Annotated in this window: 14 protein-coding genes and 2 riboswitches; of the genes, 4 read left to right on the top strand and 10 right to left on the bottom strand. The window is 26.1% G+C overall.

Translation table 11 applies throughout. The features are described 5' to 3' along the window. Positions 1-70: 70 nt before the first annotated feature. Together Tmeso_RS14635 and Tmeso_RS14630 are read right to left on the bottom strand one after the other, a co-directional pair. Positions 71-2,092 (bottom strand): methyl-accepting chemotaxis protein, encoded by a 2,022-nt coding sequence (locus tag Tmeso_RS14635; RefSeq protein WP_099192497.1) that lies wholly within the window; start codon positions 2,090-2,092, stop codon positions 71-73. Between the two features lie 285 nt (positions 2,093-2,377). Next, positions 2,378-2,465, bottom strand: a riboswitch (cyclic di-GMP riboswitch). A gap of 245 nt (positions 2,466-2,710) precedes the next feature. Then, on the bottom strand, positions 2,711-4,801 hold the full coding sequence (locus Tmeso_RS14630) for an ATP-binding protein (protein ID WP_099192496.1): 2,091 nt from the start codon (positions 4,799-4,801) through the stop codon (positions 2,711-2,713). Positions 4,802-5,178: 377 nt separating this feature from the next. On the opposite strand from Tmeso_RS14630, the gene Tmeso_RS14625 reads away from it, so the two are divergent. Beyond that, positions 5,179-5,382: a cold-shock protein gene (locus Tmeso_RS14625; protein WP_099192493.1), complete on the top strand. Its 204-nt coding sequence runs from the start codon at positions 5,179-5,181 to the stop codon at positions 5,380-5,382. 100 nt (positions 5,383-5,482) lie between these two features. On the opposite strand, the gene Tmeso_RS14620 is transcribed toward Tmeso_RS14625, so the two are convergent. Further along, complete coding sequence (locus Tmeso_RS14620; RefSeq protein ID WP_099192492.1) at positions 5,483-6,388, bottom strand: HD-GYP domain-containing protein; 906 nt, start codon at positions 6,386-6,388, stop codon at positions 5,483-5,485. A 199-nt stretch (positions 6,389-6,587) separates the two neighbouring features. After that, positions 6,588-6,675, bottom strand: a riboswitch (cyclic di-GMP riboswitch). Positions 6,676-6,883: 208 nt separating this feature from the next. Further along, positions 6,884-7,081: a PspC domain-containing protein gene (locus Tmeso_RS14615; RefSeq protein WP_099192491.1), complete on the bottom strand. Its 198-nt coding sequence runs from the start codon at positions 7,079-7,081 to the stop codon at positions 6,884-6,886. A gap of 458 nt (positions 7,082-7,539) precedes the next feature. Between Tmeso_RS14615 and Tmeso_RS14610 the strand changes: the two genes are divergently transcribed. Continuing rightward, positions 7,540-7,731: an Imm17 family immunity protein gene (locus tag Tmeso_RS14610; RefSeq protein ID WP_099192490.1), complete on the top strand. Its 192-nt coding sequence runs from the start codon at positions 7,540-7,542 to the stop codon at positions 7,729-7,731. Positions 7,732-8,144: 413 nt separating this feature from the next. Here Tmeso_RS14610 and Tmeso_RS14605 read toward each other — a convergent pair whose 3' ends face one another. From Tmeso_RS14605 to Tmeso_RS16600, 3 genes are all read right to left on the bottom strand, one after another. Next, entirely contained in the window at positions 8,145-8,984 is an 840-nt protein-coding gene (locus Tmeso_RS14605) for an AIM24 family protein (protein WP_099192489.1), read from the bottom strand. Between the two features lie 343 nt (positions 8,985-9,327). Next, a complete protein-coding gene (locus Tmeso_RS16605; protein WP_187296397.1) occupies positions 9,328-9,420 on the bottom strand; it encodes a DUF2786 domain-containing protein in 93 nt (30 codons plus the stop codon). A gap of 313 nt (positions 9,421-9,733) precedes the next feature. Then, a complete protein-coding gene (locus tag Tmeso_RS16600; RefSeq protein ID WP_187296396.1) occupies positions 9,734-9,901 on the bottom strand; it encodes a hypothetical protein in 168 nt (55 codons plus the stop codon). A gap of 369 nt (positions 9,902-10,270) precedes the next feature. On the opposite strand from Tmeso_RS16600, the gene Tmeso_RS14600 reads away from it, so the two are divergent. Next, entirely contained in the window at positions 10,271-10,444 is a 174-nt protein-coding gene (locus Tmeso_RS14600) for a Spo0E family sporulation regulatory protein-aspartic acid phosphatase (RefSeq protein ID WP_099192488.1), read from the top strand. A gap of 171 nt (positions 10,445-10,615) precedes the next feature. On the opposite strand, the gene Tmeso_RS14595 is transcribed toward Tmeso_RS14600, so the two are convergent. After that, positions 10,616-11,707, bottom strand: coding sequence for a GerAB/ArcD/ProY family transporter (locus Tmeso_RS14595; RefSeq protein ID WP_187296395.1), 1,092 nt, complete (start codon positions 11,705-11,707; stop codon positions 10,616-10,618). A gap of 236 nt (positions 11,708-11,943) precedes the next feature. Here Tmeso_RS14595 and Tmeso_RS16595 point away from each other — a divergent pair, with 236 nt between their 5' ends. Further along, the gene (locus Tmeso_RS16595) at positions 11,944-12,099 is read left to right on the top strand and encodes a hypothetical protein (RefSeq protein ID WP_187296394.1); all 156 of its coding nucleotides are present in this window, start codon (positions 11,944-11,946) and stop codon (positions 12,097-12,099) included. Positions 12,100-12,540: 441 nt separating this feature from the next. Here Tmeso_RS16595 and Tmeso_RS14590 read toward each other — a convergent pair whose 3' ends face one another. Together Tmeso_RS14590 and Tmeso_RS14585 are read right to left on the bottom strand one after the other, a co-directional pair. Next, positions 12,541-13,395: a DUF1002 domain-containing protein gene (locus tag Tmeso_RS14590; RefSeq protein ID WP_145993173.1), complete on the bottom strand. Its 855-nt coding sequence runs from the start codon at positions 13,393-13,395 to the stop codon at positions 12,541-12,543. Positions 13,396-13,829: 434 nt separating this feature from the next. Next, the gene (locus tag Tmeso_RS14585) at positions 13,830-15,488 is read right to left on the bottom strand and encodes a leucine-rich repeat domain-containing protein (protein ID WP_099192485.1); all 1,659 of its coding nucleotides are present in this window, start codon (positions 15,486-15,488) and stop codon (positions 13,830-13,832) included. Positions 15,489-15,626 lie beyond the last annotated feature (138 nt).

Raw genomic sequence — 15,626 nt, 5'->3', positions numbered from 1 at the left:
AATCAGATATAACTGCAATTAAAAAAAACTTAGCTGAATTAAATACAGCTAAGTTTTTTATTACACACTCTTAATTTAATTTAAACACTTGTATAATTTCTTCAAGTTCTCTTGACATATTTGCTAATTCTTCTACCGACCTAGTTATTTCTTCTATGGTTGCAGATTGTTCTTCACTTGAAGCAGCTACTTCTTCTGTGTTTGCTGCTGATTCTTCTGAAATAGACTCTATTTCATCTACTAGATTTACAATATTTTCTGCATTTTTATTTACTTCTAGTATATTTTTATTTGCTATATCTAATTTATCTTTTGTTAAATCGAATCCTTGTATTATTTCTTTTAAAGAAATTCCTACTTCTTTTACAACTAATTCTCCTTTTTCAGTTTCTTTATTACCTTCTTCCATTGACGCAAGAGCTTTTTTAGTATTTTCTTGGGTTTTATTTATTAATTTTTTTATATTATCTGATGATTTAATTGATTCTTCAGCAAGTTTTCTTATTTCATCCGCTACGACTGCAAACCCTCTTCCAGATTCACCTGCTCTAGCAGCTTCAATCGCTGCATTAAGTGCAAGTAAATTTGTTTGATCTGCTATATTATTTATAACTTGTACTATATTTCCTATTTCATCAGATGTTTCTTCAAATTCATTCATTATGTTAGATGTATATTTTGCACTCTCTTTAATTGCATTCATCTGTTTTATCATATTATTCATTTTTTCTCTACCATCTAATGCTAATTCACTTGTATTATCTGCATTATCTACTACATCATTAATTTCATCATTAATTTTTTCTATATTACAAACTACTTCTTTTATATTATTTGAAACTAATGTTGTTGATTTAACTTGTTTTTCTGCTCCATTTGCTACATCTTGAGTTGACATAGCTATTTGCTCTGAAACCGCGGAAGCCTGCTCAGCTGCTGAAAATAGTTGCTGAGAATATGATGATACATTTAATGCAACATCTTGAATTTTGCTTGTTATATTTCTTAAATTATTTATCATTTTATTAAAGCTATCTGCTAATACTCCCACTTCATCTTTACTTTGAATATTTATATCTTGCGTTAAATCTCCATTTGAAACTTTATCTGCTACTTCAACAAGTGTTTTTAATGGATTTGTAATATTTTTTATTAATAAAGCTATTATAATTCCTCCAACTACAAAAGAAATAATTGCTATAATTATAGATTTAACCAAGAGCATTTTTAATGCATTATTTATATGTTTCATAGATATCCCTATATCTACAGCTCCTATATGTATTCCATCTTTATACAAAGGAACCAGTACATCATAAACCTCTTGTCCTTCATAATCGTATTTAGATGAATAAGCCTTACCTTCAATAGCTGCAGTTTTCCTTCCTTCATCAGTTAACTCTATTCCTATTCTCTCTTTATTACTATGAGCCACTGCTTTTAAATTCTTATCTATTATAACAGCATATGCAATATCTTCTTGATTTGCTATTCTTTCAACTTTTTTTTGAATATCCATTGATGATTTTAATTCTTCTATTTTATTGGCTAATATTCCCACTTGAATAAAACCACCATTTTCTAAAGCCACAGCCCCATATTTATAATAATCATCTGAATCCTCACTTTTTCTTATTTCTTCAATTACTTCTTTTTTTTCTCCTCTTATTATAGCTTGTACAGCACTATCTTCTGGATAACCCTCTCCTACATATTCTTCAAAATTTGAATATAATGTTATTCCTTTTGAATCCTGTATGTTTATCTCTGATACTCCTGTAAGCTCTGCTATTTTGACTAAAAGTTCATTGGATATATTAGGATTTTGACCTATCATTTGACCTACAGTTTTTATTTTATCTGCTAAAAGAGATTCTATCTGATTTAAAGCTAAATTAGTAGTTTCCATTTCATTAGCCATAGCTTCGACTAACTCCATACCCATTTTTTCCGTTTCGTTTATCATTTCTTTTTTTATACTACTTAAAGAAACTCCAGCTAATATTGATATTGTTACTAAAAATACAATTAAAGTCGTTGTTATAATTTTGAATGATATGGAACTTTTTTCAAATTTTAATATTTTTTCCATGTTTTATCCTCCCAATATTATATCTTTTCTTTTTATGTTTTAAATTAATACTTCTATTTTATTTTCAAATCAGCACTTCAAACTCAAACCACATTATATTTCGACATTTTTTTCAATCACTTTAATGTATTTTAAAATATTAATTATATATTCCTTTAAATTCATACTCTTTATTTCTAAAATTCAAAATCAAGCACACTTATTTTGTAAAAAAACAAAAGATGCCTATGATTATAGACACCTTTACTTTAACATTTTTTAATATAATATTTATATTATATATGCTTGGGCAAACTGGCAATCATAGGATTTATAATCCCTTAGACCCATATCTTTGCGTCCTTATCTTTCGATAAGTTTGCTAGTATCGTCATACATTCACTTTTTATTTCATTTCAAAACCAGGACTTTATACCTGAATTATATCATTTTTTGACATAAACTCCTATAAATTTTAGCCACTTTTAACATATCTTTAACATTGATTATATTTTTTTAAAATTATAATCTATAGTTCTGTAATTTTATCTAGTTCAAATCTATATTGAATCTTATGTGTACTTGATTATAATATTAAATAATCCTGTTAAACAACAAAAGATATCTTTGCTTTAATACTTACGAATATATATCCGAAAACTCAATATTAATTTTTTCTACTTTACCTTCATCGCTATAAATTTCATCCGATACAATAGGTTCCTGTTGTATTTTTACGTTAGAAGGTATTTCAATAATAAATTCACTTCCTTTACCATATTCACTATTTAAATATACATTTCCTTTATGCTCTTCTACTATTGACTTTACCAATGAAAGTCCTATTCCACTTCCTTCTCTTTCTCTATTTAACAAAGGATGTGCTTGTCTAAATCTCTCAAATATTGTTTCTTGTTCCTCTTTTAGGATACCTATTCCTGTATCCTTTACTGAAATACGAACAACCTCATTTTCATCATATATATTTACAAATATACTTCCATCTTTCTTTGTAAATTTAATAGCATTAGAAAGCAAATTAAGAATAATCCTTTCAATTTTATCAGCATCACACATAACAATTTTTTCTTCTATATCTGTATCAAATATTATATTTATGTCTTTACTTTTTATGTACTCTACTACTGACATAGTTGTATCTTCAACAACTTGAACAATATTATGATTTTCAAAATTCATTTTTAAAAATCCCGCATCTATTTTTGTCATATCTATCAGATTATTAATAAGTCTAAGAAGTCTATAGCAATTTTGCTTCATTATAGGCGAATATTTCTTATAGTATTCATTTTGTTTATACACATTATCATTAGAAACCTTATCAATAAGCTGAATACTTCCTAATAAAATATTTAATGGGGTTCTGAATTCATGTGATATATTTGAAAAAAATTCTGTTTTTAATCTCTCATATTTAAGTTTTTCCATAAGAATATTTTGCTTTTCCTCTTCCCTTTCCTTCCTCTCTGAAATATCTCTTATAATTGTTAAGACTGCACTCTTTCCTTTATAAGTTATTACATTCATTGCGATTTCAACATCAATTACTTTTCCATTACTCTTAACCACTTTTTCTTCAAATGTTGGAGTATTAATATTCAAATTTTCAACTCTATTAATTATATCTTGAACAGTTTCTCTATAATCTTCTTTGATAAATTCTATAAAATTTTTATCATTTATAGTTTTATAGCTATCTTGTCCAAGTATTTTTACTGTAGCCTCATTGACAAATACCATTTTTCCTTTTTGCTGAACAAATATCCCATCCGGACAGAGTTTTAGAAGCTTTTTATAACCTTCTTCACTTTCTGAAAGTCGTTTAATACCTTGTTTAATTCTATATTTTAAAAACAAAATATTTATTACTAAAAAAATGATCACAATAATACTCGATATTAAAGTATATTTCTGTACTTTCTCTTTCGTAAGATATATAGTCATATATTCCCACTTAGATTTTACACCTTCTATTTCTCCAATGGACATTTTTTCTATCCCATCATTTATTAAGGTTAATAATTCCTTTTCTCCTTTTTTAACTCCAATCCTTAGAGGCTGTGTATATATTGTTTGTAACAGTTCAAACTCCTTCAACTCGGGATAGTAATATGAGATTTTTCTAATATTGTTATGATAATCCACACAAACAGCCTTTACTTCCCCTTTATCTACAGCGTCCATTACCTGTTTAAGATCTTTATATACCAATAGTTTTATATCAGGATAATTTTTTTCCATATAATATTTAGCATAGTTTTTTTCTGTAACACCAATTCCCAAATCTTTAATATCATTAATATTAAAAGCTTCTATATCTTCTTGTATATATATTCCTGTCATAAGGTCTATAATAGGACTTCCAAAATCTATATACTCTGCTCTATCCTCCTTATAGAATAGTCCTAAATGTATATTCTCTTCTCCATTTTTTATAAGTTCTAATGATTTTGCCCAAGATGTTGGTCTATTAAACTCCACTTCAATATTGTTAGCCTTACCCCATGCTTTCCAAAAATCAATTAATATACCTTTAGGATTTCCTTCTCTATCTACATAGCTAAACGGTTTCCATTCACTTATAACTGTTATTTTTATCTTTTCAGGATTTTCAAATATTTTTTCTGTTTTGCTAATAGATGTACAGATAATTAATATGATTGCAATAAGTATACATGTTTTTAATATCCTTTTTATTTGTATTTTCATATAATTCTTGCTTCCTTCCAAAAGTTTTTCATCTATTCACATTATACAATATTTTTTCTACATTCTATAACAAATTGAAAATTATGCTATAACAATTAGTATAGTCTTGATTTGATAAAACAGTACTAGATTTTTCTAATACAGTCATAAATTTAATTGGTGAAGACGAGGGGAGTTGAACCTCTGCCCATATAATGTGTTTTATTTCAAATTTATTTTGAAAATCGAATTTAAATTATCTTTTTTGAATAAAAGTAGTATATAATTTTTTAAAACACAAAAAATAAATACGATTTTAAAATTGAAAATCAACAAAACCAACAAGTAATATAGAATACTGTATGTTTTAATAATTTTTACTAAATGGAGGAATCGTAATGAGAAATGGTGTAGTCAAATGGTTTAATCCCGAAAAAGGATATGGGTTTATAACTTTAGATGAAGGAGAAGATGTATTTGTTCATATATCTGCTGTAAAAGAAAATGGTCCTAGAAAAGATTTAGAAGAAGGACAAGATGTTTCACTTGATATAGTAAAAGGAGATAAAGGACTTCAAGCTTCAAATGTTACTAAATTATAAAAACATTAAATATATAATGTTTTTTCTTCCTATTTGCTAATATAATTTTATTTAACAATAAAACCCTTAAATCATTTAAGGGTTTTATTGTTAAATAAAATTATACCGAATTAGGTTTGCATTGTTCTATTTTTACTCTGTCTATATTCATAAATATATCAAAAATTTTTGAATCTAGTTGAGTTCCAGAAACCTCATTCATAATTTTTATTGCTTCTTCATAAGTTTTACCATTTCTATACACCCTGTCCGTAACTAATGCTGAAAAACAATCTGCAATAGCTATAATCTTAGACTCTATTGGAATATTGTTATTTGTTACTCTAAAATACCCCTTTCCATCTATCTGCTCATGATGATAATACACCCAATCACTTATTTTAGGAAAAAGAATATTTGATTTAATAATATTTTTCCCTATCATAGGATGTAGCTTCATTATTTCGTATTCTTCATAATTTAATTTACCTTTTTTTTTAAGTATAGTTTCTGGGATTCCTATTTTTCCTATATCATGCAAATATCCTGCATATTTCAGCATATTCTTATTTATTTTTGTACTATAACTTCTAGGCAAGTGTTCACGTATACATATGCAAAGATTAGCAACATGTTGTGAATGTCCCTTAGTGTAAGGGTCTCTAGCTTCAATTGTTTTTACTAAAGCTTCAACTGTATCAAAACTGTACATCTCATGTACAATTTCATTCAATCTAATTTGTACTATGATTACACTAAAAACAAAAATTGATCCCGCCAAAAACATAGACTCAATTAGTAACGTTTTAACATATATATAATTCATAATAACTTCAGCTAATATTATATATCCTAAAAATAAAAATATCATAATCACTAAGTTTAACTTAATCAACAAAGATATCCTTATTGATCTATTATTACTAAAAAAAAGAGAGTATTTTAATATCTTTCTATATTGGATTATATTGATAAACATTGTTATAGCACCAAATAAAATAATATATGATATTTCATTATCAATCATAATTGCATCTCCTTAGTTTTGTTTTTAATATAACTTTCAAAAAAAAACATTACGGATCCTATAAACCAACAGGCACCGTAATGTTTTTACATATTACATAAAAATTTTTTTACTCACTTTAATAGTAAGTTTTAATACAATATAACATTCGTGATATTATATTAAAACTTACTATTAATACTATTGAGTAAAAATATATTCTGGCAACCTGGCAATCATAGGATTATTAATCCCTTAGACCCATAGCTTTGCGACTCTACCTTTCGATAGTTGTGCCTTTTTCAAATCACTATTTTTTTACAAACCATCTTTTTCCAATAATAAAATTATATCAGTATTTGTATTTTTTTGTCAATACATAAAATTTTAAATGTTATTTTATATTTTGTATGCAATAACATTTAAGTCCACAGTCCCAAACACTTCAAATAATCAAAATATAAAATTGAGCTATTAAAAGAAAAAAGAACTCTTAAAAAAACAAAAGAGTTCTTTTTAGTATACATTTGGTTCATTAGGTATTATTAACGCACATACAATGTATCCCAATATACCACTACCTCCTGCAAGTATAAATAGTATCCATAGTAATCTAACCATTGTAGAATCTATATCAAAATACTCTGCTATCCCACCGCAAACACCTGATATTTTTCTGTCTTTCATTGACTTATAAACCTTTTTTTCACCCATATAATTACCTCTTTTATATATATTTTTGCAAAATTATTATATCACCAAAAGTTAAGATAAACAAACTATTATCTATTATATAATATATTTCAATTATTCCATTTGCTACATATTTAATCTTATTTTTAAAATGATTAATCTTATTTTGTTTATAATTTTTTTAATCTATTATTTCCTGAGAAATAGTTGTTCAATTATTCTTAATTTTCTGTTTATAATTTCAACTCCATCTATTAAATATTTAGATACAATTCTAGAACTTAATTAATCAAACAACACCTCCATTCACATATGTGTATTTTATTATTAATAAATTTGTTAATTACTAAGTAATAACCTTCGATATTTTTGTTCTTTTATTAATACCTCACCCGCTTGGTTCTTAAGTACTATTGTAATAATATGTATATAAATGTTACAATAGTCATTGTTTTTAAAAAAATAAGGAGGGTTTAAAAATGTCTTTACTATTCATATTAATTGGTCTATATACAATAATAGCTACTATTAAAAAACCTGATTTTTTTTGGGAAAATAGAAAAGCTAAATTTACCAGAAAAATAGTTGGAGATAAAATAGCATCTATATTTTATATGATTATAGGTTGTTTCATTTCTGGCGTTGGTGTATATTTAACTTTTGCAGGGTAATTATCCCTGCATTTTTTGTTGATTCCTAATTTCAATACATTCAAACGATTGTCTATGATTTTTCTTTCAAATAATAAACTTCTCGTGAATTATAAATACCTCTTGTCTTTCAATAACATAATCAAGTACTTAATTTATTCCTTTAGAATCTGTTTTTTATTAAATTTGATTTAATAATAAAGTTCAATCTTTAATTTCTATTCCCATATTTAAAAGCACTATTTTTATTATTGTTCATTGACATAAACCTAGAACTCAAAGTATTGCTTCTATAGAATTATTTTCAAAGCTTTATACTAATATCATAAAAAACGCACTATCTCTTATAATAAATAGTGCGTTTTTTCAACTCTACATATATTTCTAAAATTTCATTTATTGTTAATGCAAGATAATCACCTAAAGTATCATCATTACTTATTGGTATTTGATTTTCCTCCCGGATTAGTCATTCCATAAAGTCCAAAATTAGTTAAATTACTATAAATATGCTTTGTTGGTATAAGCCATACTTTTCCTGTTCCTCTAAATACATTTAATAATCCTTCTCCGCTAGTCGCAGAGCCTATTAGTGATTTAGAAGATGTTTCTACTTTAAAATCAATATTTCCAGTTCTGAGTATGGCGAAGTTTCCATCTACCTTTAATGTTTCATTATTTAATTCATACTCTATTATCTCTTCTTTAGGTACAGGCACTTCAAGAACTACAAGTCCACTTCCATAAAGTTTAGTTTGAAAAAGTCCCTCTTGCCCAAGCACGGCTGATGATACATTTTTTTGCATAGCTGCTCCAACTTTCACAGTATCTTCACAAGCATAAAAAACTCCATCATCAACAATAATTTCTTCATTTTCAAGCTCTATAATCACATAATGCCCAAAACTAGGCTCTAAATAAATTTCTCCTGTCCCTGAGTACTTTGGCTTAAATGTTGTTTCTCCCGTTACACTTCCTTTTAAAAATTTTTTACCAAGGCCTACAATTCCTCCCATTTTATTCTCCATTTCTATATTCCCTTTTAAGTAACTTAAAGCTCCTCCTTCTAACCTAACCTGGGCATTATTTAACGTTATTTTTACTTGTCTAAGTTTAATATTCGAGTCTTTCATAAAAGATAACATTATTGCGCTAGATACATTACTCCCACCTCTTAATTCTTCAAATTCTAAAATTTCAATGGACACATTTTTATTATTCATTGTTTCTATTACTTTAATATTACCTTCATTATTATTAATATTAGCCTTCATAAACCTGCCCCCTTAATTTTTTAATAGTTCTACATGACATTTCATTTATTATAGCATAAAACATTTATACTATTACTTTTTTCATATAATTCCTCTATATCAAAAAACAAGCTACTCTTATATGGAGTTATTTGTTATTTCCCAAGAAATACCTTTCTTGTTTTTTTTGAAATTTATATACCAATAAAAACACTCTCTACAGAATTATAATATAAAAGGATAAATCAAGCATACACATGGATACAAATAAGGTTTTGCTCTTTTCAAAACTTAGGATAATACACCTTATCATATACAGTCTTAAGATTTTGCTTTTACATAACGTTATTTCCTATTATGTAATTTAATTAATTAGAACTGCTTTTGCTTCATGTTCATTCAAACTCTCGCTTAAAGCAAGTAATTTTTTAATTTTAAGACTTATATTGCCTACCATGTTCTCACCTCTTTATTGTACTATCATTTTATTTCTTGAATGATAATCTTATTTTAGTTACTATTTAAATCATTTCTTAGATATGATTATTTCCATTCCTCTCATAAATGATAATAACTATTCCACCCTCTATCGCATCAATATTAAACTTAATTCCTTCTATATAAATATTTTGATAAAATTCACTTAATGTAATCAATCCAAAAGTTTTTGATGTTTTTATACAAAAAATCTTTATATCAACAAAATAAAAAATACACTAATTATATTATAACTAGTGTATTTTTTATTTATAACTGCATTCATAAAAATTCTATTTATTTTTAATACAAGCTATTTTACTAACTGTGTCTTCAAATTCCGTCATAAGAACAAATCCATTTTCCCTTAAAAACTTTTCAGCAATAAGCATGACTTTTAAATCTTTTTCTGTAATTGTTTCTTCAAACTCCTTATTCGTATCGTTAGTTATAATCCCCACGTATTCTCACCTCTATTTTAGATTATATCAGAACGTAAGTTCTTTAAACATATAAATTAATTAGTGCCCTTTTATATAAGAAATACTATCTTACTTTAATCTAAATTAAATAACTCATATACATATATTACCACAATAAGAACCCTATTGTTTATAAACATAAAAAAGATTTGTTTATCGTAACGATTAAACGTTAGCCCACCATGCATAGCTTTAACAAAAGGATTTTTTTGAAACTTTTAAGTAATTATTTTATTTTAAATACTCAGTTTCTACAATATTTTGCATTTACAGATTTATACATTATTATTTTTTATAACACAACAGGTTAAATCTAACTAATTATGCAAAGGAAAAGGGGTATGTAAAATGGATAATTATAATAACAAGTTAAATTCTATCAAGCTTCAAATTGAAAATACTAAAAAGATGTTAAATAAATTAATAGAACAAAAAGGTTTTAATCTTCTAGATTCAGAAGTAATAAGATTAAGTCAGTTACTTGATCAATTACTATCAGAATACGACAAAATAAGAAAATAATAACGTAGCACTCTAGAATAAATCAGATTTGGCCTGTTGTGTTATTTATTTTTTTATTTAGTTTTTTGTACTAGATGCTAATATAAACAAAAAGGTATGAAATGTTCCGTACCTTTTGTTTATATTTACAAAAGCTTTTCCTGACTTTTTTCACCTTATTCTAGTATCTTACTATTTAGCCTTATTCAAGGACTTCATTTTAACTTCTGCAAAAATATAAATTATAATTGGTGTTATAAACTGAAATGGGAATGCAAAATATCCCCAAAATTTAGCTATCCATTCAAACATATACATTGTACTATCGTAAAAAATATAAGATATATTAGCAATAAGTAATCCTAAAGGAGTCACTATAAATCTATAATCATCTAAATTAAATATTTTCGCAAAACCTCTATTAACTGCAAGTAGTAAAACACTTATTTTTATAAATCCTCCTAATACAAATGTAGCTCCAGTTATTATCTCTATCCTTTCAAATATATCGCCAATAGAGGCTCTAGTAAAAGCTTGATGTCCTGGAAAGTAATATGCTAAACTCCGATCAACCCCTATTACCAAAACTTCAGTTAATACAAGTATCAGTATTAAGCTACCTCCCAATATTAATCCATATATATATATACTTTTAAATGATTCATTGCTTTTTAAACCTGTAAAAATCATTACAAATGCAATAGTTTCTGACAAAGGAAATAAAAAAGTTAATACCCCTGCTTCTATAACCGGTTTAACTCCTTCATTTAATATTGGACTAATATTTTTCAATTCCATCTTAGGGGTTAGTAATATTATTCCTATAAGTAAAGCTATAATTATCATAGGTAAAAAAAACTCTGTCCACCTTGCTATGACTTCAATTCCAGCTTTTACTCCATATATACATAATAATATTAATAATAAATATATTATTTCTACAGGTGTACTGAAAAGAGATGTATTAATAATAAAATTATTAAATACACTCATAATTGAAATCATGTTAGTTGCAGCATAATAAATTAATAAAAAATTAAGTATTTTACCCAAAACTTTTCCAAAAACATACTCATTAATATCGAATAAATCTTTTTTAGGGTGCAATCTATGTAACCTAGCAAACATTAGCATAAATGGTACAGAAATAACCATGCCTAACATTATTGCTAACCAGAAATCTTGTTTAGCTTCCATCCCTCGTGCAAGTATAAAAGTTTCAGCTACTATAAATAAAGTTATTAAATATATTCCTTGCTTTTCAGATATAATTTCATCATTCACCACTATTCCTCCACATTTAGTTTAAATTAGTATTTGTAATATTTAATTAAATATTACAATTGAGCACCCTCAATATTATATATCCCACAAATTTAAGTACTTCTTAAATAATTTTATTAATTTATATTTTAACATTTGGAAATTTTTCTATTAATATAATTTAATTCCTTAGTTATATAAAATATAATTGGTTAAATTAATATTAAAGTTTTAGAAATCTGAAGGAGGAATTTAACATGAATGATAAATTTCAAAAATCTCATAAACTAACATCAGATCAAGCAAATACAGCTGCAGCTTATAACGAGATGGATTTAAAATCTAGTGTTGACAGTAAAAAGATAAATAATACTACTGAAACTAATAAGAAATCTGCCCATGATGTAAAGTAACATTCATCTTAATATTCTAAGATAAGATATACAATATAGTATCTCTTATCTTTTTTTGTTTGTAATAACTGGCTTTTTTAAACACCTTTGATTGCCTACTGTTTTAGTTACGTATATTCATTATTTACTTTACTAAAAAATACTAAGTTATTTGATTTCTTTTATAGTATTTATTGCTTCTTTTAATGTATCTATATTCTTATCATATAGTTTTTCTACATCAGTAATATCTACTTTTTCTAACTTAGAAACTTCTACCATTTATAAAATACTTGATATTGCTATTTTTTCATAGAATAGAATAAAATCATCAAAAGTTTTAAGTTGTTCTTATTTCCAGAACTATCAGTAGTCCAATTTCCTTCAACAGAAATTCGGATTGTAAATTTTGATTTTTCTATAGAAAAACCCTTTAAGAAATTTTTTCCTAAAGGGTTTAAATTATTTAAACAATCTGCCTAGTTTACTGACTAAATTTTTAAGCATTTCGACAGTTTTCGTTAAAATAGATTTGGCTTCTTCGTTTTGCTGGATTACTTTAGATATTTTACCACTTATATCTTTTAACTGATTGGATATTTCATCGAAGTTCAAATCAAGATTATTAATTTTATTCATTAAATCAATCACTTTTGCAATTTGCTCTTCTGAAAGGTTAATGTCATTATGCTCTGCTACCCTTTCAATAATAGTTCGGATATCATCTGGACTTGTGATATTATTTTTTAATACATCACGCTTTACATCATTGATAAACTGCACTGCGTTTTCTTTCCCAAATGCTTGTCCAAGCTCACCCGTCGTAACCATTTCCTGGTTTGCTGCATTTTTTGCATCTACATCAAGCTTTTTTCCTGTTGCCTTTTCAAAGCCTTTCATGATTCCTGTTAACGCTGCTGTACCGGATACATTAAATGGCGCCGCAGCTATAACCTTTGCATCCTTTATTCCTGCTGTTGTTAATGCATTGGCGATTATATCATCTGTAACCCATGTTAGATTTAAGGTAGATACCTTTAATCCACTTCCTTCTGATAAAGGTTCTACATAAGCACAAGATATGGCTTTATTACCAATTTTAGATGATGATACGATTCCATATAGATACTTTTTCTCTTCATCATTTGTAACCGTAATGATTTGTGCTTCATTTTCATTTACATTAAATATATTTAACATATTTATTTTTTGTTGTTCATTCAAATCATTCCCTATACTTACTACTTTAAAGCTGTCCGCATATATAAACGATGTGGTAATAAATAGTAATACGAACAACATTGTTATTTTTTTCACTTTAGCACTTCCTTTCCACTTTTTATTATAACCCAACTTTTTTAGATTGCAATACTTTCTCCATCTTTATATTTCCATATATCACTTTGTATGTGTTAAACTACTATTATCCATAGTGGATGAACTTCCTTTGCAATAGTTTTGCTTGACAAACCTAATTCCATTTTATATTGGAGATTCTATTTTTTTCTACTTATAGCTATAAGCTTTTTAAACCCCGGGTATAACCCGTAGTATTAGTTATACAAAAAGTCACTAAAAAACACTCAATTAAGAGTGTTTTTGCATAAATTTAATTAAATTACTGTTATTCTCAACAACTGCACTTTATTCGTCTGTAAATTCTAATCGGTACTCTTTTATATGCTCATATGTATATTCAAAAGCCCCATATTATTTTCCTATATTTTTAAATGATATTAAAGTCTTTTTTATTAATCAGTTTCTTGATTTTCTGCATTAATTTGATTTGCATATTTTAAATTCTCTAAAGGTGCTAAATCCTTTATTTTATTGTAAGTTATATTTAAATACGCTATATTTTTTAAGTTTTCTAAAGGTGTTATATCTTCTATTTCATTATGCTGTAATTGTAAATGCTCCATTTGTTTCAAATCAGCTATCACTGAAATATCTTTAATTTTATTATTATATGCATAAAGAAGATGTAATTTTTTCAAACCAGATATACAGCTAATATCATCTATTTGATTATTACAAAACGATACTCGTGTCAAATTAGTTAAATTAGATATAGGCGAAATATCCTTTATGTTATTCTCAGAAAAATCTGCCCATTTAAGGTTTTTTAAATTAGATACAGAGTCAATATTTTTTATATTATTCATAGCAATATTTAAATTCGTCAAATTAGTTAAATTAGACAAAACATCAACATTTTCTATTTCATTATCATATAAATCTAAATATTCTAGTTTTGTTAACCTAGCTAATGAATCAATATTATTTATTCTATTATCATATATTTCTAGTTTTTCTAAATTGATTAAATCAGACAAATAATCAATATCTTCTATATTATTTTTCTCTAAATTCAATTTTTCTAATTGATTTAGTTTTCTTAATAGACTAATATCCTTTATTTTATTGCGAGAAATACGTAAAGTTTTCAAATTACTAAAATTCTCTAATCCATCTATTTTTTCAATATCTTTTTCATCTAAGTCTAAATTTGTAATATCTATAATATCTTTTTTATAAATATCACCATTTGGTTTATCTATAGTTTCTCTTATACATTTTTCTAAATTAGAATCAGAAAAACGTACTATACTTCCGTTTTTTTCTGTTTCTTCTTTTTTTTCTACCGAGTTAGTTTTATCATTATCATTTTCTACTTTACTATTATATTTTTTATCTTCATTGATTTTTATTTTATTATTTATTCTCTGATTTTCTTTATCTTTATTTTCTAATTTTGGTTGCTTTAAATTTTGTAAAAGAGTTTTATCTGATTCTTTCAATTGAATACTATCTGTAGAAAATTCTTTATAGATTACTTTTGCATCTAACGTATTGCTAATCATTACAGCAACAGAACCTCTATCTACTAAATCAGATACATTCATGTTTACATTTTTTGTAATTTCCAAATCATTCGCTTTGATTCTATAGTTTTCTGGCCAAGTTCCAACAAGGATCTCTTCTTCATATCCTAATGTTCTAACAAGCACTGTTAAAACTTCATCATACGTCATCTGCTTATCAGGCTTAAAGCTTCCATCTTCATATCCTGTGAGCAAACCTTCTTTTACAGCTTTATTTATGTATCCAGAAGACCATCTATTAGCCTTAACATCATTAAAATCAGTTATCCCTTTAGCTTCTTCAGCTTCACTGCCAAATCCTAAAATTTTAACTATTAATGATGCAAATTCTTCTCTTGTAACATTCCCTTCTTGATGATATTTACCATCTTCCATTCCCTTTGTTACTCCAAGATCTGCTAACCTCTCTACAGCCTCTTTTACATTCTGATTTTTAATATCAGAAGTTAAATCATTAGCATAAGAAAAAATTATTGATGTTAAAACTAATGAAAATATCAAGGTAAACAAACTAATTTTTTTCATTTTTATCCCCCCCTTGTATAATGTAGTTATAACATTTGATAGAAAACTTTCTAATTATCTAACGAACATTAATAACTTTTCTAAAATTTCAATAATGCATAAAATCCTATCAGATTTCAAAACATTTCATACTATCGT

Origin of the sequence: Tepidibacter mesophilus, assembly GCF_002724055.1 — a bacterium.
GTDB lineage: Bacteria > Bacillota > Clostridia > Peptostreptococcales > Peptostreptococcaceae > Tepidibacter_A > Tepidibacter_A mesophilus.
The sequence above is the reverse complement of the archived record's forward strand: the minus strand, read 5'-3'. Positions and strand labels throughout refer to the sequence as shown.